At 39.0% G+C, this 19,629-nt stretch carries 15 protein-coding genes; 6 read left to right on the top strand and 9 right to left on the bottom strand.

Going from position 1 to position 19,629, the window contains the following annotated elements; all coding sequences use genetic code 11:
- Positions 1-6: 6 nt before the first annotated feature.
- From radD to CWC04_RS03260, 8 genes are all read right to left on the bottom strand, one after another.
- Entirely contained in the window at positions 7-1,758 is a 1,752-nt protein-coding gene (gene radD / locus CWC04_RS03295) for a DNA repair helicase RadD (protein ID WP_138684597.1), read from the bottom strand.
- Positions 1,759-1,935: 177 nt separating this feature from the next.
- Positions 1,936-2,238 carry an H-NS histone family protein gene (locus CWC04_RS03290; RefSeq protein ID WP_138684596.1) on the bottom strand — a complete coding sequence of 101 codons (303 nt, stop codon included), beginning with the start codon at positions 2,236-2,238 and terminating at the stop codon, positions 1,936-1,938.
- Positions 2,239-2,471: 233 nt separating this feature from the next.
- Positions 2,472-2,702, bottom strand: a complete 231-nt coding sequence (locus CWC04_RS03285) for a hypothetical protein (protein ID WP_138684595.1) — start codon at positions 2,700-2,702, stop codon at positions 2,472-2,474.
- 14 nt (positions 2,703-2,716) lie between these two features.
- The gene (locus CWC04_RS03280; RefSeq protein WP_171038554.1) at positions 2,717-4,540 is read right to left on the bottom strand and encodes a putative 2OG-Fe(II) oxygenase; all 1,824 of its coding nucleotides are present in this window, start codon (positions 4,538-4,540) and stop codon (positions 2,717-2,719) included.
- A 60-nt stretch (positions 4,541-4,600) separates the two neighbouring features.
- Positions 4,601-7,438: a TonB-dependent receptor gene (locus CWC04_RS03275; protein WP_138684593.1), complete on the bottom strand. Its 2,838-nt coding sequence runs from the start codon at positions 7,436-7,438 to the stop codon at positions 4,601-4,603.
- 455 nt (positions 7,439-7,893) lie between these two features.
- The gene (locus CWC04_RS03270) at positions 7,894-8,763 is read right to left on the bottom strand and encodes a class I SAM-dependent methyltransferase (protein WP_138684592.1); all 870 of its coding nucleotides are present in this window, start codon (positions 8,761-8,763) and stop codon (positions 7,894-7,896) included.
- A gap of 67 nt (positions 8,764-8,830) precedes the next feature.
- Entirely contained in the window at positions 8,831-11,452 is a 2,622-nt protein-coding gene (locus CWC04_RS03265; RefSeq protein ID WP_138684591.1) for a TonB-dependent receptor domain-containing protein, read from the bottom strand.
- A gap of 245 nt (positions 11,453-11,697) precedes the next feature.
- Complete coding sequence (locus CWC04_RS03260) at positions 11,698-14,040, bottom strand: DNA polymerase II (RefSeq protein ID WP_138684590.1); 2,343 nt, start codon at positions 14,038-14,040, stop codon at positions 11,698-11,700.
- 232 nt (positions 14,041-14,272) lie between these two features.
- On the opposite strand from CWC04_RS03260, the gene dinG reads away from it, so the two are divergent.
- The 6 genes from dinG to rsmS are packed head-to-tail and all read left to right on the top strand — an operon-like array spanning position 14,273 to position 19,096.
- Complete coding sequence (gene dinG, locus CWC04_RS03255; RefSeq protein WP_138684589.1) at positions 14,273-16,348, top strand: ATP-dependent DNA helicase DinG; 2,076 nt, start codon at positions 14,273-14,275, stop codon at positions 16,346-16,348.
- Positions 16,348-17,124 carry a TSUP family transporter gene (locus tag CWC04_RS03250; RefSeq protein ID WP_138684588.1) on the top strand — a complete coding sequence of 259 codons (777 nt, stop codon included), beginning with the start codon at positions 16,348-16,350 and terminating at the stop codon, positions 17,122-17,124. The genes dinG and CWC04_RS03250 overlap by 1 nt, the downstream gene beginning before the upstream one ends.
- Complete coding sequence (locus CWC04_RS03245; RefSeq protein WP_138684587.1) at positions 17,125-17,733, top strand: primosomal replication protein; 609 nt, start codon at positions 17,125-17,127, stop codon at positions 17,731-17,733.
- The gene (locus CWC04_RS03240) at positions 17,733-18,629 is read left to right on the top strand and encodes a histone deacetylase family protein (protein ID WP_138684586.1); all 897 of its coding nucleotides are present in this window, start codon (positions 17,733-17,735) and stop codon (positions 18,627-18,629) included. The genes CWC04_RS03245 and CWC04_RS03240 overlap by 1 nt, the downstream gene beginning before the upstream one ends.
- Positions 18,630-18,678: 49 nt before the next feature.
- A complete protein-coding gene (locus CWC04_RS03235) occupies positions 18,679-18,960 on the top strand; it encodes a late competence development ComFB family protein (protein WP_004585951.1) in 282 nt (93 codons plus the stop codon).
- Positions 18,944-19,096, top strand: coding sequence for a pleiotropic regulatory protein RsmS (gene rsmS, locus CWC04_RS03230; protein WP_024033713.1), 153 nt, complete (start codon positions 18,944-18,946; stop codon positions 19,094-19,096). The genes CWC04_RS03235 and rsmS overlap by 17 nt, the downstream gene beginning before the upstream one ends.
- 2 nt (positions 19,097-19,098) lie before the next feature.
- On the opposite strand, the gene CWC04_RS03225 is transcribed toward rsmS, so the two are convergent.
- Positions 19,099-19,623, bottom strand: a complete 525-nt coding sequence (locus tag CWC04_RS03225; RefSeq protein ID WP_121637237.1) for a sel1 repeat family protein — start codon at positions 19,621-19,623, stop codon at positions 19,099-19,101.
- Positions 19,624-19,629: the final 6 nt, after the last annotated feature.

Here is a 19,629-nt window from a genome sequence, read left to right as displayed (position 1 = left end):
TTAAGCTTAACCGCTTAACTGATTAGCTTTTCTAAAGTTGCCAGTGTAATCAAATAATTTATCAGATACCTTCCAGCCATACTTTTTACTTTTACGCGCGATAACAAAATCGGGGTGCACTAAATCGAACTGTGCCTTAATTACCTGCTCAGCACTTTTAAATTCGACAGGCGCTTGCCCCTGCCCTAGACGTTTACCAAACTGTTTATTAAAAATATACTGCCCGCCTTTACTGGCAAGGTTATATACCTCATCGCAACTTGCACCATCTTCATCAAAGTAGGTTATTTTAATTAAATCATCTTTAAGTTTTACCACTGATAACCCACTACAGCGCAGTACTAACGCATCTTTCAAATTAAGGGCGTTACGTAGCTTGTCGTCGGGGTCGGCCATTACTGCGCCACAATCATGGCATTTACGAGCTGCTATATCGTTTTGAGCGCCACATTGTTCGCACTCTTTAAACCTAAACCGATAATCGCATTGCTCTTTATGGCCTTCGTCATCTTCTAATAAACCTTGGCAGCGCCTGCCAAAATGCTCAACTACTTTGCCATCAGCATCGGTTTTTCCCCAAAAAATATTTGCAAACCCACACCCAGGGCAAAGCACTTGAACGGGCTCATTATCGCTATCACCTTTTTTATCGCCCACCTCAGGGTGAAATAAATCAAAGCCGTTGCCTGCGTAATCTATAACTAAGCAGTCTGTTTTTCCTTCATTTAGCCTAAGCCCACGGCCAACAATTTGCTGGTATAAGCTAACCGATTCGGTGGGACGTAAAATAGCGATAAAATCAACATGCGGCGCATCAAATCCGGTGGTTAAAACAGAAATATTAACGAGATATTTTATGTTTTTTTGTTTAAATTGATTTATTAATTTATCGCGTTCTGCATTTGGGGTATCGCCAGTTATAAGGGCACTTTGCTCTGCGGGTAAATAAGTTAAAATTTCTTGCGCGTGCATAACCGTTGCCGCAAATATCATCACGCCTTGGCGGGTTTCACTGTATTGTATTACCTGCTTCAGTATAGCTTGCGTTGCGCGCTCACTATTTTTTAAAAGCGCATTCATGTCATCAGTCGTATATTGACCAAACGCATTAGTAGCCAAGGACGAAAAATCATAATGACTAATTGCCGCGTCCACTTCATTTGGCGGCGTTAAGTAATTATGTTTGATCATATACCTGAGCGGTAATTCAAATATACAGTTTTTAAATGGACTTTCTTTATTACCTTTTACAAAACCATGGTAATGATGATGGTATATCCACCCCATTCCTAATCTATAAGGTGTGGCCGTTAAACCCAATACTTTTAACTGAGGATTATATTCTTTGAGCGTATTTATAACCTTTCCATATTGGCTTTTTTTATCACCATTTACTCTGTGGCACTCATCAATAATAAGCAAAGAATAATGCTCATTTAATTTATTTAAATTACGCGATAAAGACTGAACACTGGCAAAAGTAACTTGGTGGCTGAGTGATTTTTCTTTTAACCCTGCTGAAAATATACTCGCTTCTAAACCAAAACTTTTATATTTTTGTGCGTTTTGCTCTACCAACTCTTTAACATGTGCAAGCACCAAAATTTTTTGCTTAGCAATTCGCGCAAGCTCTGCAATAACCAGGCTTTTACCCGCACCGGTAGGCAGTACAATCACGGCAGGATCATTTGTTTTTCGAAAATGTAAAACGGTGCGCTCTACGGCCTCTTGCTGATACGGCCTTAATTTATAGCTCATGAAAATAGTAAATAGAATAACCAGAAATGCAGTTTAACAAATACTAAGCGACTGCGGGGAGTTTAAGGTAAGTTTTGGCCAATTAAATCTAGCGTACAAAGCGTAAGCCTTAGCCTAAGTTTAGTTATTAAGTTATACGCCATTAAAAAGAGAAGCCGTAGCTTCTCTGTTACTTTATTAAGCTAGGTGCTTTTGTAAATCAACACCTTCAAACGCTTTAGGGCGACGACCACGACCGGTCCATTCAATCACTTCGCCATCTACTTCAATACGATACTTAGCTCTTACTTTAGTACGTTTATCTGCAGTACCGTCTTGTAAATCTTCTAACGTAAGTCCTTTTTCTTTTAAAAGATCCAACACTTCCTGTTTAGCTTGTAGCTGCTCAGTATATTTTGCAATCGCATCAGTGATTAATTGTTGTGCTTTTTCTAGCTCAGTTAATGATGCTGTTTTAATAAAAGATCGAACTTCTTTCATTTATATCTCTCTTGCTTGTTGGAGTTAACTTTTTAGTTTCAAAGCAAGTATAAACCCAACAATATATTTTTACCATGAGCAATTTTACTCCATAGCAAAAGGTATAAAAGAAAATACTTTAGCATGAGAAATCAGCATAGAATAAGTATAGTAATGGACTTTAATATCAAATAAAAAATATTTAACCTCTATTAATTTTTTAATAGAGGTTAATAAACTTATAAAGTTAAAGTCTATTTATCAATTTTTACACTACCACGGGTCATCTCTCTCATTGCCTCTTGGCTTAATTTTTCTTGGTAAGCAATTTGTTCAGGTGTTCTACACACTCTTGTTGCAATGTTGCTACCTGTGGTTTTTTCGAGTTTACATATTTTGCCATCGCTTTCACTGGCGTTAAGTGCTGCTGCACTAGTGCAACCTGAAGCTAAAATTACTAATAATACGGTACAAAGATGTTTCATTGTTTATCCTTAATTTAAGTGTGTTGAGGGAGTATGTCATAAGCAATTGTTACTCGTTCCATTTCACTATTTAGGGTATTAGTCCCATGCCAAAAATAGGATGGAAATTGAATAAGTTTGCCTTCCTCTGGTTTTAATGTTGTCTCAGGTAAAAGCTTAGTGTGCATATTAAATCCTGGCTCACCTAGCTTTAACCACCCTTCTTGGTTGGTTGATTCAGATATCAGCGTGGGTATAGATACATAAAATGGTGAACTCATCCAACCTTGGCAGTGATAATGATTTTTATGAAAACCTTTACCTTTCAGAATTACCGACCATGAATCAGTTACTTTAAAATCACCAACATTTCTTTTTAAAAAAGGGTGTTGATTATCTTTTGGAAGCCTTGATAAAAAGCATGACGTTAACTCGTATAGCTCCTGCTTAAGCATTTTTAGTATCGGCAGTTGATAATCAAATAACTTTTCTGCGGTTTGAGAACCATTCACTAAAGATTGCTCTAAAGGATGGTTTTGATAATAATGATACTGTTTTAACGTACCTTTAAGCTCAGTTAAAAAATCATCTATAGAAGCAAAGCCAGAAGGTGTTGCTATTTTCTCCTGCATAACAAATAAATCATAATTGCAGTAATATGAGTACAGCTCGCTTTTTAGTAATCTCAGTGCTGTATTTTTAATACACAAGTACTCTTGGTTATATTCGTCTTGATTTAATAACTTATTTATAATGTTCAATGCGTGATCTGGTTTATCTATCGCAATGTAGCTTTTGGCTAATTCTATGTATGCGTGATTATTCTTAAACCTATTACTGGCAGCTAAATGGGTCTCTAAAGATTCATCAAATAAGCTGTTTTCACGTTCGTAATCACCCACTATAGAAAACGCTTTTTGTGGGCAATTGCTTTGAGAGAGTATTTGCTTTGCTATTTTGTAAGCCTCAGTTTGCTTACCCGATGTATAAAGCTTTTGTGCAAGCTCAGCTTCCAGTGCGGTATTTTTTCCTGTTATTTTTAAAGCATGGTTATATGAGGATAAAAAACCAGAGTCTGCAGTTTCCCATAGCATTTGGTTTAGCCAATGATGACTGTCTAAATCTAGCGGGTTGATAGATGTTAGTTCTGTATATATTGCTTTGGCTTTTTTAAACTTCCCGGCTAAGTGATAGCAGCTGGCCATATTTTTCTTAGCTTCAACTAAACCTGGGCTTAATTTTAAGCTTTGCTCAAAAGTTATAATTGCTTTATCCCAAAAGCATAAAGCTTTTAAAGCCAACCCTTTACTATTGAGAATACTAGCATCAGCACCAAAATTGCGAATATAATCATCTGTGAGCCTATCGACCTCAGTAAACTTCTCAAGCTTTAAGTCTGTTTTTATTTTTGCACTGAGAATAACTGCATTTTGAGGGGATAGTGTAAATGCTTTATCAATGTATTCTTTTGCTTTAGTAAATTCATTCTTTTTAAAGTACAAAACAGAGATATTATAAAGTGTTTCTATATCGTCACTATATATAGCCAATACATTTAAATATTGTTTTATTGACTTATCAGGTTCACCCAACAAGTTATATAATTTTGCTTTATTTACATTTAAATGAAAATGACGTGGACTTAGTTTAATACCTTTTTCAATCTCGGCTAAACATAATATATAATCTTTTTTCTTTTGGTATGCTATAGATTTTAAGTGATGAAGGTGCGCTACAATACTCGATTCATTACTTTTAATCGAATTAGCAATTTTTAATGCCTTAAGGAAATTATTATTATTAATTTCCTTAAGGATTAAGTTGCTTACATCTTGAAATGACATGCCTTGGCTTTGCATATGTTCTCTTAAATAATAAAAAGGCCGATAATATACCGGCCTTAGCATTAAAGCTTATGCTTAGAATGAAATAGTTGTACCTACAAAGAAGTTACGACCGATGTACTTATACAACGTAGTATCTGTATTGGCATCATCATAATCGCTGTAATATGGAGGCTCTTCATCTGTTAGGTTATCTATACCACCACGTAACGAAACATGCTCGTTAAGTTGGTAAGTACCACTTAGTGTATGTGATACAAACGAGTCAGCTTCTGGTGAATAGTAATCCGCAGGGTCTCCATCAAATAATGCAACTGATTCTGTAACAAGCGAATCTACATACATCACTTTGTATGAAACAGTCCAATCATCACCGGCTGCACGTAAGCTTACATTATGTTTCCACTCAGGAATTGAGCCAGAACCACTTGATGCAACACCTACGTAATCTTGAATAGGCTCACCAGCAAACTCTTGTACTTCCCACTTAGAGATGTAAGAAGCTTCCCAATCAGCTCTCCACGCTAAGCCAGCAGCGTCAAAGCTATATTGAGCGTTGAAATCTACGCCCGATAGGTTCCAAGTTGAAAGGTTTTGATCAAGTGATGGAGTACCATCAAAGTTACCCGTTGCATCACGTACAACACCTTCACAAAGTGCAAAAGAACCACCTTGTCCACCTTCTTCACCCGCGCTATAACACTTATCTAGCTTAGTCGTAATACCAACAGAGCTTATTACGTTATCTACTTCAATATCGTAGTAATCAACAGTAAAGCTTAGCCCTTCAATAGGCTCAACAACAAGACCAACTGTAAATGTATCAGCAGTTTCAGGACCTAGGTCTGGGTTACCGCCAACAACAGCACGAAGTTGACCACTGTTTTGTGCAAACGTACCATCTGAAGGAATTAGGCCGGCTGCTGCGTCAGAAGCACAGGCTGTTTGGTATCTAGAATCAAAGCCAGCACCACCAAAACCAGTACAAGGGTCTGTATAATTGGTGAAGCTATCTGACTGACCACCGTAAAGCTCACTTACACTTGGTGCGCGAAATGCTGTTGATAATACAGAGCGAAGCATAACTTCATCTGTCATACGCCAAGTTAGACCTAACTTATAAGTAGTATCTGATCCAAATGTATCGTAGTCAAAGTAGCGAAGCGCAGCTTCTAAATCTAAAGACTGAACCAGTGGTAAATCATTCAATAGTGGAACAACAAGCTCTACATATGCTTCGTCAACTTTATAGCCACCAGAAGTTGGCTGTACAGCATTACCTGAACCGATACCTGATGAAGAGAATGCATCTGGTTGATTAAATGCTGATTCTTCACGGTGCTCTAGACCAAATGCAAAGCCAACAACACCAGAAGGCATTTCAAATAAATCACCCGAAATTGAAGCGCCTAAGTGGTGCATTTCTGTACCTGAAGTACCCTGATCGGTGTAACGCAAGTAATCGGCATCTGACTGTGAAAGCGCGCCTTCACCGAAGTAGTTAATACATGGAGCAGATGCATCGTTGCCTGTAACCGTGTAGTCACTAGGCGAACCTGTAACCGAGACACCTTCACAGTTTTCATTTACTGACGCTATCATTTTGTCTACGTTGATGTAGTTTTTAGAACGGTCAATAGCGCTATTTCGACCATATGTATAGAACACATTCCAAGCGTATTGATCAGCGATAAAGCCCTCTAAACCAGTTGTAAATTGTGCTGTATTTACTTCTTGCTCAAATACACGGCCACCCATTTCTGACATACGACGCAGTGGTAACATGTCTACATTGTCGCCAGGAGTTGCAAAATCATACAAGCCTGAGAATGGGTAAACTTCTGGATTTTGACTTAATACCCAACTACGACCATCAACACTGTATGTGTAGTTGATAGGTGCTGGTGCCATTTGCTGCGTTGAGGTACGGTTTGTGTAGTACGCTTCTGCAAAAAAGTTTAAGTTATCTGCTAATTCATAATTACCTAACACGCTCACATTATAACGAGTTGCAGGCGTAGATAAGTATGAAGCAGAAGAGTAGTTATAGGTATCGTTGCCTTCGCCACTACCCACATATGTGTGATAGCCAGTATCAGTTGATGAACCGTTACCGCCAGGCTCAAACTGAACTCTTCTACCATCATCTAAGATTGCATTCATACCTAAAGAGTTACCAGAACCGGCACAAAAACGCTCACCGCCACTTTCAGCGTATGGACATGCTGAATAATCTCGGTCGCTGGCACGTACAGTACCACGGTCGTAAAAGCCAACGTTTACAACAACATTACCTTTATCACTGCTCACACCAAAGGTGCTGCTTAAGCTAGCTTCTTCACCGTCACCTTCACCTGTCTCTGCATAGCTGGCATCTAGCTCAAAGCCTTCAAAGTCATCGCGCATGATAATATTAACCACACCAGCAAGAGCATCAGAGCCGTAAACAGCCGATGCACCGTCTTTTAAAACTTCTATGCGTTTTACAGCGCTAAAAGGAATGGCATTCAGATCCACGGTAGAAGATGCACCAGTACCTGAGGCAATCATACGGCGCCCATTAACAAGTACCAATGTACGTGATGAACCCATACCTCTTAAGTTAACAGTTGCATTACCATTACCGCCATTATTTACAGCAGCAGTTAATCCACCCGACTGAGCGGTAAGGTTTTGTAACGCATCGGAAATATTTGAAATACCCTGAACTTTCATATCTTCAGTAGTAATAATGCTCACTGGTGAAGCGCTTTCAAGATCTGCACGTTTAATTCGTGAACCGGTAACCTCTATACGCTCTACCTTTTCAACTCCCTCTTCAGCAGCAATTGAACTTGCTGAAAATACAGCTGTAGATGCCGTACCAAAAGCAATCGCTAAGCGCACCGCTTTTGAAACTTGGTTATTTAACATTGGATTCTCCCTGAAATAATTTTATTTATATATTTATTATTTTAGCCATTAAATAAATAGCTTAAGAAGTGAAAGTATCGCTTCTTTTGTGAATGTTAGTATCAATATATAAACATAGTCAACATATTAAAAACCAATAATTCACATCAATTTAAATATAATTAATATTAGTTTATTTCGATAAAGGGGACAAAAAATAAAATATGAATATACCAATAATCGGCACAATGCATTTTTAAAAATAAAACGCAAAATACTTCTACTTATTTACATTTTTAAAGGTGTTAACAAGGTAATTTAAAATTTATAAATGACAAGGTGACCAAGAACAATGTTTAACAAGTCGCCAAAAAGTAGAGAAATCGGGAGCTGCAGCTCGTATGGCCTTTGGAATGCCATCAAAGCTGCTAGATTATTAATGCGCAGAACAGAACAAATTTGAGTGATGGGGCTAGCTATTTGCGTCCTTTGTAAAGCGTTCCGATATATTCATTATTAGAGTCAACTAAAGCCTCTTTAAATGTTTTATCGCCTAACAATAACAACTGGCTAATATCCTGAGAGTTTAACGCCGCTTGCTTTAAGTCACTTAACCTAAAGATCAGCCCTTCGAGCTCTTGAGTAAATAATTGATAAGCGCGTTGCAAATCAATTTTTCTATTATTCAAAATAAACTGAAAAAAGTCGGGATACCGTGTTCCATTAACTGCGTGAGGGTGTACTTGCCTTTCAAGCTGGATAAGGTTATTTATTGTTTTTATCAAGTTATTGACCTGAGCATTATCATCTTTTTTCAGCTCATCAATTAGCTGCTTTAAAGGAGTTAACAAGTCACTACGTACACGTACAGCAGACTCCAATATAAGCACATTTGGTTTAACTATATCTGAATCTATTTCGTGGCAAACAATTTGATATAACCCACCCGGTTTTAATACCCTAAATAATTCAGGAATGCTCCTCGAAAGCTCACTGTATTCAATTGCAAATTGAGCCACTATCGCATCAAATTCATTATTTTCAAAAGGTAAGGACTCTGCACTTATATTTGATAAAATACTAGAGTCGGGCACGCCTGTAACGCTCTTTGCCACTGTTGCTTTATCAATACCAATAAAGCTCAGCTGATCTTTACTACTATCGTGTATAAGCTGTACCAGTGCGCCATTGCCTGTGCCTATGTCTAGTATCTTACACTGTGGACTAAGCTCACTAGCAAAACCTGTCCAGCTCTGCTTGAGCTTGCCTGTATAGTTTTTCTTAATATCCTGCCCAAATGAAGTTAAATACCCTTGAGACCAATACTCACTCCAATAATTTTCCATAAAAAATCCCCATAAAAAAAGGGCTGAATAAATTCAGCCCTATATATCAACCTGTTTCTAATTAATATTAGAAGCTAATTGAGTAGTTTACACGGTAATCACGACCAAAGTTGTTGTAAAGGTCTTGGTTATCCCATGTACCAGCTGAAGAAAGAACTGGGTCTTCGTCAGTTAAGTTACTTACTGTAAACGTTACAGCGCCGTAAGGGCCTGCATTGTAGCTGTAAGTTAAGTTATGGATTAACCAGCTGTCTAAATCACCTGATTGCTCGTAGAAACCATCGCCATCTTCATCAACTTCAGTTTCAGACGTGCTTGCTGTGTAAGTAGAGTTCCAAGATACTGTGTGATCATCAAGTGACCAAGAAATTGTTGCTACTGACTTAAGATCAGGTTGGCCAGACCAACCAGCAGTATCTTGTACAACACCACCCACTTCAGAATCGTATGAAAGTGTTACACTGTTAACATTGTTAAAGCGGAAATCACCAAAATCAGTCTCTACGTTTGCATTAATAGTGAAGTCAAAACCTTCAATTTCAAAACCAGCACCGTTAAAGTAAGAAGTACCCGCTTCAAGTAGCGTACCTGAAGCAGAACGCTTAAGGTAGAAAGTTTCGTTAGACGTATCTGTATCAGCACTTACTGCAGTGATTAGGCCAGCTGCCTCATCAGATAATAAGCCCTGTAGAGATTTAGACTGTATAACGTTATCAATAGAAAGTTGGAAATAATCTAACTTAAAACTTAAGTTGTCGTTTACATCCCACGCCACACCTAAGTTGATGTAATCTGACTCTTCCGCTTCAAGCTCTGAGTTTGCTGTGTAGTACGTATCGTACTGACGTGATGTAGTAGAGCCTGCAGAGTAATCGATTGCAGATTCAGCTGAGAATGTACGTGCTGCGTTAAGTAAATCTAGGCCTGGCGCGCGGAACGACTCAGAGTATGAACCACGAATCACTACGTTATCAGCAACCTGCCAACGAGCAGATACTGCAGGAGCAAGGTTATCACCGAAGTCAGAGTAATCATCGTAACGCGCTTTTAAGTTTACTTCTACTGTATCAGAAACTGGTAGTACTGATTCGAAGAAGATAGCAGTAACATCACGGTCACCCATTGAAGAGTTACCAGCAGAGCCACCGATTAGGCCAGCTTCAGATTGACCATCGTAAATATCTTCGTAAGTTTGTTCAAAGTACTCAACACCTACGTAGTGAGCAACAGCGCCCCCTGGTAGTTCAAATAAGTCAAAACCTAAACCAGCAAAGTATTGGTCAAAAGTAGAAGCAGAGCTTTGTAACGTAGTCGATTTCATGTTGGCAATGCCTTCATCAGAGCCTAAATCGATATCGTTAGCTTCGTTGTATGCTAAACCGCTGTAAGAAAGGTAGTACTCGCCCACAGATTTGTTATCTGCTTTATTGTGGTGGTAGTAAACTTCCCAAGAAGCGTTGTTCCAATCTAAATCACCACGTAAACCAGCTGTTAAATCTTGGTTGTAATCGTCTACGTTACCATCACGTGTACCTATACCTACCCAGCGGAATAAACCATATGCACCGTCTTCACCGTATGGGTTGTGCGGGTTATCAGCTGACATGTTTTCCCATGGTGCAGCCGGTGGAGCGTAACGACCAAATGAAGAGTTTTGTACAAACATTGTTTGAGCAAAGAACTCAATGTCGTCTGTTAGCTCGTAGTTAGCACTAACATATAATGTGTTACGGTCAATTGAAGCTGTGTTGTAAGATACGTTAGCGAACGCATACATACAGTACTCAGAGCCTGGACCCCAACTTTCGTTTGCATCAACGCGGCGGAAAGTATCTTCACCGTATTCAGAGATTAAATCATCACATAAAAGTGAAGCTGACGCTGTAGCAAAATCTGGAGAAAGTACAGTAGCGCCGTAGTAAGACCAACCTACAGTATCTGCAGTGTAAGCTTCAATGTCGCCATCACCGTCTAAATCACCAAGCTGAGCTTTAGTGTAGTCACGGTCAGCATCTGAAATACCTTTACGAGATTGGTGGTCAAAAGAGAATGTAATGTTACCTTTATCGTTTGAAACACCACCAACTACAGAAAATTCAGTTGAAGTAGTGCCTTCATCTTGGTCACGGTGACCCGCGCCAATGTTGAAAGTTAAACCTTCAAAATTCTCTTTCATAATTACGTTAACAACACCTGCCATTGCATCAGAACCATAGATAGAAGATGCACCTTCAGTCATGATATCGATACGCTCAACAGCTGCCATTGGTATAGCATTAAGGTTAGCAGAAGCGCCACCTAGTGTTGGTGAACCTGGGAAACGGCGGCCATTTAAAAGTACTAAAGTACGACGTGAGCCAGCACCACGTAAATTGATAGTTGCTTGAGATTGTGCTGAGCTACCAGAACGCTCTGAGAACGAACCGAATGAGTTTAATGAACTAGAACGTAGTGCATCTGCAACTGTGTAGTCACCTTCTAGCTTGATATCAGCAGAAGTAATAGATACTACCGGAGAAGCACCCTCTAAATCTGTACGTTTGATACGTGAACCAGTTACTTGGATGCGTTCTACTTTCTCTGCAGACTCTTCTTCTGCAGCAAATGAACTTGACGAAAATGCAGCTGTTGATACTGCACCAAATGCAATCGCTAAGCGAACTGCCTTTGAAACTTTATTATTTAACATTTGATTCTCCCTGGGTCACCACTTGTTAGAAGCGACTATTATTTAATTATTTTTTGTTGTCACAGTTTGTTAACAGCGACTAAACCAAATACTAAACAAAAAATATCTAAAAGCCAACTACTGTTAACCAAATATTAATTAAAAAAGGGTTTTTTATTGTTTTTTAGCTTAGATGAGGAATAGCTGTACAAAAATAAAGCTAAAGCGTGGATTATGTAATCAAAAATTGCATTAATAGGTACAAGCTAGAATAATTCGAACTGTTTTAGCTCGGAACTGTTTACGTTAACGTTAACAAATTGCGTAACCATTTCTAATAGAGGTACAATTTGTTTGTCTATATACAATGGGTAGTCGTAGCTATGCAGCCCTTGATACAGCTCAACACCGTGGGTTGTGTAAACAAATGTAACAAATTCACCTCTTTTTAGCGTAAATTCACTATTTTGTTTCTGAAACTTTTTTACTGCTTGCACATGTGGAGGGATATTTTTTTGATAGTCGGTTAAGTTTTGACCTAAACGTTTTTTAAAAACCAGCAAATGATCAAACTCGCCGTGTAAAAGTTTACTAATGTAATCGTTTACAAGGTCATTTATTTGCTCTGGTTTCTCAAAAAGGAGGGTAAATAAATCAAATTGAAACTGTTGAGCCAGTTTAGTCCAGTCACTTCTTACGGTTTCTAAGCCTTTAAAAACCAATTTTGATTCATCCGGCTTTATTAACTGCCCTACATAGCGTTTTTTAGACCCCACACTTTTACCTCTTATGGTGGGTAAAAAGAATGGGCTGTAAAGCGATTCAAACTCTATTTCTAAATGGCTAGTTAAATTATGTTTAGCGTGTATGTTTTGCTGCCACAATGTGTTTATGTGTTTAGCTAACTGTTTACCTATTTTATTACACGCCTCAACACTTAAATCATCCGTTAATTTTACAAAGGTCGAATCTGTATCTCCGTAAATAACACTATAACCTTGCTCTTCAATCCACTTTTTAGTTTGCAGCATTATCTCATGACCACGCAAAGTAATAGAGCTTGAGAGTCGAGGGTCATAAAAACGACAGCCTTGTGAGCCTAATACACCATATAAACTGTTCATTATTATTTTAATCGCTTGAGATAGCATTAAATCGTGATTATCCTTTGCCCGTTGGCGCTGTAGCGCTAGGCTTTTTATAAGCGCTGGTAAATGGTGCTGCTCTCTTGAAAACAATGCGTTATTAAACCCTTCAATACTGTTTTCAGGGTTTTCAATCCCTTCTATTAGTCCAAGCGGGTCTATATAAAAGGTTTGCATAATACTGGGGTACAGGCTTTTAAAATCAAGCACGATGACATTTTTATACAGCCCCGGTACCGACTCCATAACATAACCACCTGGGCTTTCAAACGTCAGCCCATGGTCGCCCATATTAGGTGCTACATAACCGCTGCGATGTAATAAAGGCAAATACATGTTTACAAAAGCCGCCACTGAGCCGCCGCGCTTTTCCAGCTCAAGGCCTGTTAATTGTGTGCGAATAACAGCAAAATCGAGAAGTTTTAGCTTATCGAATATTTTATTAACGAGAATGCAGTCTTGGCGATTGTAGTTAGCGAGCGCGAGTTTATCTTCATTAAATTGACGAATAATTTCTTGTAAGCTATTACTAGATTCAATTAATTTAGACTCGCCTAAAATTTCTTTAGCTACATTAGCAAGTGAAAAAGTTTCAAAACTATAAGTGGCATTTTTTAGAGTATCAATGCCATCAATTACACAGCGCCCGGGAATAGAAACCCGTGTAAAATGGCCTTTTCGAACATATAAAGGAAGGTTTCCTCTTCCTAGTAATAGTTTTACCCCAAGTGCCACAGAGCGCTCATAAATAACTGCAAAATCAAACTCAATAACATTCCACCCAATAATAATATCTGGGTCGCACTGCTTAATAAGTGTTACAAGTTGCTGTAATAGTGCAACCTCGTCTGCGCACCATATAATAGTATAACCAATAACTGGTTCGTGATGCTCAGGCTCTCCAATCATGATTACGCAATCTAAACCACAGCCTACCAAGCCAATAGAAAACAACACCCCACTTTCATTGCACTCTATATCAAGTGACAACTTAGAAAGCACGGGCGTATAATCGCCATTGGTTTTTAATTTAGCATCTAAAATTTCAGTGTAATGCGCATGATCCACTCGTTTACCCGTGACCCACGCCCCGCCTTTAATAAAGCGCTCCATTAAATAGCGCTCAATGGGCCTTATATCATCTTCATAAAGTGTAATACCGCGACTCTTTAACGCTTTGCTCGCGCTATAAAAGTGTTTGAGTGAGTAAAAGTAACAGCCACACATATCTTGCTGCTGAAAATTTTTAAGTGAAAGAGGTTTAATTAAAAAGTTTAGTGATTCGGCAGATAAAATAGCTTTAGCTGCTTTTTCATCTGCGTTTTTTATAAAAAATAGTGCAGTTTCATTCTCAGAAATTGTCTTTATTGGTCCATTATCGGTAGCAAACCAAATTTCATATTGTAAACCCTGAGCGCTATCGTGCGCTTGTGCAGAAAGTACAAAACCAGATGTTAAATACACTATCAATAAACCTTACTTATATTTTGTTTTTCTACTTTAGAGCCATGAACGTTAAGGATTGAAAATTGTTCAACCTCAAAATATAAACAGGCCATAATAGGGAGTAATTTATAAACTTAAAAAATTGCCGCATTAATTTACTAAATTAATTTCATCCTTGCTTGTAGTTACACGGTTATAACTCTAAAATCCATACACTGTAATTATATACATATTTTAGGTTTATCTCCCCATGCTTTCTGACCAACTAAAAAAAACAATTAGGCAAGTACACCAGCATGTGGCTAGTAACCTTAGTGATTACCGCCCCCGCAGTAGCCAAAACTACCTTGTTGCCGAAATAGCAAAAACACTGGCTGGCGAATACCATAAAAAGCAGCGAATATGTGTTATTGAGGCTGGCACAGGGACTGGTAAATCGCTTGCTTATTGTTTAGGCGCGTTACCGCTTGCCCTTGCTCAAAAAAAGAAGCTGGTTATATCTACTGCTACCGTGGCCCTACAAGAACAATTAATAGCAAAAGAGCTGCCTTTTTTTAAAAAACACTCTGGGCTCGACTTTAAGTTTGACCTAGTAAAAGGTAGGCAACGCTATATATGTGCCCATAAATTACATAACGCTGTTAATGGCGATAGCCAAACGCAAATGGAGTTTATGCCCACACTTACCTCGCCGCTAAGTGATATGGAAACTAAATGTTTAAAAGGCCTTTACGATGCCTATGTAAATAAAAAATGGCAAGGCGACAGAGATAGTTGGGCCGACACCATACCCGATAGAGTGTGGAACTTAATCGCATGCGATAAACACGCTTGCCAACGCCAAATGAAAGCCCATCAAACCTGCCCGTTTCAGCTTGCTCGTAATCAGCTTATGCAAATGGATGTGCTTGTTATTAACCATTCACTGCTACTGGCAGATTTGGATTTAGGGGGCGGTAAAATTTTACCCGAGCCCGATAACACCATTTATGTCATAGATGAAGCTCACCACCTTGCGCATATTACCCGCGACTTTTCATCGGCAGCGGCCACTATTAAAGGCACCATTGATTGGCTCGATAAGCTCACTAAATTTAGTGGCAAAATGTCTAAAGTATTAGTAGGTCAAAAGGCCATTGGTCAAAATTTCAAATTGTGCGATAGCATTAACGATGCTAATAAAGACTTAAAAGTGGTACGTGATATTCTTGATAATGCCGACTTTGAATACTCAAAAGACGATACATATCGTTTTGAGCATGGCGAAATACCAAAATCATTGCACAACAAAGCTAAAGATATAAGTGACGCCACACTAGATGCACTGCGCTGTTTAAATAAAATGCACGATACCCTCACTCAAGATGTAAGCGATGGCGATATAAAACCCTACGTTGCCGACCCTGTTTTGGCCGAAAGCGGGCACTATATAAACCGCTTAGAGCAATTAAATAAGCTGTGGTATAGCTATGCAAATAAAGGCGAAGGCACACCTCACGCAAGGTGGATCAAACGTTTAGAATATAAAAACCATCACGATCACCTATTAAGTGATTGCCCTATCGAAGTTGGCTACTACTTAAAAGACAAGCTATGGAATGAATGCGCAGGGGCGGTACTATGCTCGGCAACTTTAAGTTCCCTCGGTTCGTTTGACCACTTTGCTTATGAAAGCGGCTTAGCAAAAGAAGAAGGCGTTAAGTTTATTAAAGTGCCCTCTCCGTTTGATTACCCTAAACAAGCCACTTTGCGTATCCCGGTAAGTAAAATTGAGCCAACCGACAAAGCATTTAGTGACCATATAGCGCAAACATTGCCAGAGTACTTAAACACAAAAAAAGCTAATTTGGTGTTGTTTGCCTCGTACTGGCAAATGGACCATGTGGCTAAGTTTCTTAGAACAAAAGGTTTTAACTTATTAGTGCAAGGCGAAATGTCGCGCGAGGCATTATTAAAAAAACACACCCAAAATATTGATATCGGTAAAGGTAGTATTTTATTTGGTACGCAAAGCCTCTCAGAAGGGCTTGATTTACCTGGTAAATATTTAGAAAACTTAATAATTACAAAAATACCGTTTGCAGTACCTACATCACCAATAGAAGAAGCCCAAGCCGAATTTGTACAAAGTAAAGGCGGTAATCCATTTTTGTCTATTACGGTGCCCGATGCAGCAAAGAAATTGGTACAAAGCTGTGGTAGACTGCTGCGAAAAGAGAGCGATGAAGGCCGTATAACCATTCTCGATAGACGCTTAATTACCAAGCGCTACGGCAAAGCCATGCTCGACACCTTACCACCTTTTAAAAGACAAATAGATTATTAATGTTTGAACTTGCTTTAGATCCCACAACACTGGCAGTTTTATGTGCCGCAGCCCTTGCTGCTGGCTTTATTGACGCAATTGCCGGCGGCGGTGGCTTATTAACAGTCCCTGCACTACTCACCGCAGGCTTGCCACCGCATGTAACGCTTGGCACCAACAAGCTTGCGGCAAGCTTTGGCTCATTAACGGCCAGCTACACGTATTATAAAAAAAATCTATTTAGTCCTAAATTTTGGGCAAATTCCATTTTTGCTACAGCCATAGGCGCTGTGATTGGTACGTTAATAGTCGATCACTTAAGTATTGAATTTTTAAATAAGCTTTTGCCTATCATTATTATTATGGTGGCCTGTTATAGCTTGTTTGGTAGTTTAAGCACCACACAGGGCGATGATTTACCAAAAGTAACAGCAATACTTAAACTAAAGCAGTGGTTACAGGGCTTAGCGTTAGGTTTTTTTGATGGCGTAGCAGGCCCAGGCGCCGGTACTTTTTGGACCGCATCTAATAGTTTATTTTATAAAATGAGCTTACTGCTTAACTGTGGTTTAGCCCGTTCAATGAACTTTGTATCTAATTTTATATCGCTTATTACCTTTGTGGCACTTGGTCATGTAAACTTTTTATTAGGCCTTATCATGGGCTTTTTTATTATGTTAGGTGCTTGGATTGGCGCTCACTCAGCCATTCGCTTTGGCGGTAAGTTTATTCGCCCTGTTTTTAACACTATGGTTATACTGCTAGCATTAAAACTGATTTACGAGGCTTATTTGTAAATGCAAACCCACGCGTTAGATAAATTACGCCAACAAGTTGCTACGCTTAAACAACAAGCTGAGCAATTTGATAGCGCAAAGTTGTTTTCTAAAAACCGCTATATGCAGGCGCAGCCTAGTTTATTTGACCGCGGCGTATTTAGTACTAAAAGCATGAACCTAACTGACTACGTAACAGAAATTGAAGACGAAATTACCAGCTTACCACCAATTGATCATCGCCATGCTTATGCTTATGCACTCGAGCGCATAGGTAATCAAGTACAAGCTGTATTTAGTGTTATTAAATCGACCCCCATCTGGGCAAAAGAAAACAAAAGCCAGTACAAACCTAGACCCAAAAATACGGTTTATAAGCAAGCCGTAAAAAAAATAATGCAATCGTCGCACGAGCTATACGACGAGCTTAAACAAAACCATGAGTTTGAACGACGCTTAGTGTTAATGATTGAAGAGCGTAAACTACAAATGGAAAAAGCCAGCCCAGCGCAAGCGCAAAAACTTAATATGGAAATTTTAACCACGCATGCGCGTTTAGGCCGTTGTCGTAAAGCTATTTCGGCCACCGAAGATAAAATTCAACAAGTCGAAAAACAACAATTACGCTAATGCAGCTTTTTTACCACCCGCTTTACAGTGATTTAACGCTTCCTGAACGCCACCGTTTTCCTATTCAAAAATACCAAATGCTAAAAGCAGAAATAGAACGCTTAGGCTTTGGGGCTACACAGTTTAATACACCAACCAAAGCTACGCCCGAGCAGCTTGCACTGTGCCATAGCCCAGGCTACATAAATGATTTTTTAAACGCCACGCTCAGTAATAAAGCAATTAAAAAAATGGGTTTCCCGTATTCACGCAAATTAGTAGAGCGTACGCTACTTTCGGTTGGGGCCAGTATTCAAGGCAGCGAATACGCACTAAAACATGGTTTTTGCGCTAATTTAAGTGGTGGCTATCATCATGCATATAGCGATTACGGCAGTGGCTTTTGTATTTTTAACGATTTGGCTGTGGCTGGCGCGCATTTAATCAATACAAACCAAGCCGATACCGTATTAATATTTGATTGTGATGTACACCAAGGCGATGGCACGGCACAAATTACGCAACATAATAACGCTATAGTTACTTGCTCTATTCACTGCGAGCAAAATTTTCCGCGCTTAAAGCAACACTCCGATTACGACTTCGCCCTACCTGCAAACACATCAGATACCGAGTACTTAACAACGTTAAAACAAGCCCTCGAATTTTGCGTGCGTATTCATAACCCCGACATTATTTTATATAACGCAGGGGCTGATATTTACGAAAAAGACGAGCTAGGGTTATTTAACGTATCGCTTGAAGGGGTTTATGCGCGCGATCATTTTATTGTTAACTACTGCAAAGCCCATAACATCCCACTTATGTGCGCTTTAGGTGGCGGTTATCAACGTAATTTAAATGCGTTAATTAATGTTCATAAACAACTATTTAAAGCTGCTATCGATTTATTTTAGTGCTTAGTATACACTCAAATAAACGGACTCTATAAAAGGCGCTAGCACGATGCGACTGCACGACGACATACATAACTTTTACGAAAAAATTGTAGTTGAAGAAATCATTAAACGTAAACTAGATAAAGTTTACAGTGAAGATGTAATGGCCGATTTTTGTTGCACGGTACTTAATCAATTGCCGCCACGTTATATTAGATACGATGTAGATATGGCCTTTTATTTACCACAAAGTGAACGTATTCACATGGAAGAGCGCGTACAAACCGCTATTGATGTTGCAATTAGCCAAATTTCAAAAAAGAAAGATTTAGATGACCAGCCCACTTGATAACGCCCCTACACATGTAAAACTGGCAGTGGATTTAATTATGCTTTTGGAGCAGCACGAGGTTGCTCCAGAGGATGTACTAAAAGCGCTCGAAATTGTAAAAAGTGACTTTGAACAAAAACAAGCCACCGCTTAGCATTACTCTTTTGTTTGCACTTCGTATTTAGTCACAGTGCCCTCGTGTTTGTTACAATCAATTTTAATCTCGCCAAACGTGCGCCTTGGGGTTGTTGAGCGACGACACGTCATTTTTTGTGCTTTACTGCCATATTGGCTTATGTACAACGCAACGGTTTCGTCTATTTTAAGCTGTTGCGCCGAAGTGGCTGCGTTATAAAAGGTATTATATTGCGCCTGCCAACTTTCAACTCCAGCCTCTTTTGCAACGCCTAACCACCCCATACCCATGTTAGTGGATTGTGTTAAGTACTGCCCTTTTAAAAACATAAACGACAATGTGTATTGCGCGCTTTTATAGCCAAGTGCTGCAGGGTCTTTTAGATACATAAAGGCTTGTTTATAATCTCCTTTTTTATACGCTTTTATGCCATTGTACTCATGTTTTTTCATGGTTATGTCATCATATAAATTAATAGGCGTAGACCCACAACCACTTAATAAACCCACTCCCATAATTGCTGTGATCAGTAAATATCGGCTCATGACTAT

The organism is Pseudoalteromonas sp. S2893 (assembly GCF_005887105.1).
GTDB classification, from domain to species: domain Bacteria; phylum Pseudomonadota; class Gammaproteobacteria; order Enterobacterales; family Alteromonadaceae; genus Pseudoalteromonas; species Pseudoalteromonas atlantica.
The sequence above is the reverse complement of the archived record's forward strand: the minus strand, read 5'-3'. Positions and strand labels throughout refer to the sequence as shown.